Source organism: Fructilactobacillus sp. X2R5C3 (assembly GCF_059901325.1).
In genome coordinates, this window is sequence record NZ_JBWXUY010000043.1 from 1 (window position 1) to 249 (window position 249).

Here is a 249-nt window from a genome sequence, read left to right on the forward strand (position 1 = left end):
GTCTAAACTAGACGAGTCAGGTATCGTTTACATTGGTGCTGAAGTTAAGGGTGGCGACATCCTAGTTGGTAAAGTAACCCCTAAAGGTGAAACTCAACTGACTCCTGAAGAGAAGCTACTACGTGCGATCTTTGGTGAGAAAGCATCTGATGTTAAAGATACTTCGCTACGTGTACCAAACTCTGTTTCAGGTACTATCATCGATGTACAAGTCTTCACTCGCGATGGCGTAGAGAAAGACAAGCGTGC

The 249-nt window shown here is 44.6% G+C and carries 1 protein-coding gene; it reads left to right on the top strand.

Going from position 1 to position 249, the window contains the following annotated elements:
• A partial coding sequence (locus tag AC6UDE_RS07095; RefSeq protein ID WP_500697049.1) for a hypothetical protein occupies positions 1-249 on the top strand: 249 nt, incomplete at both ends.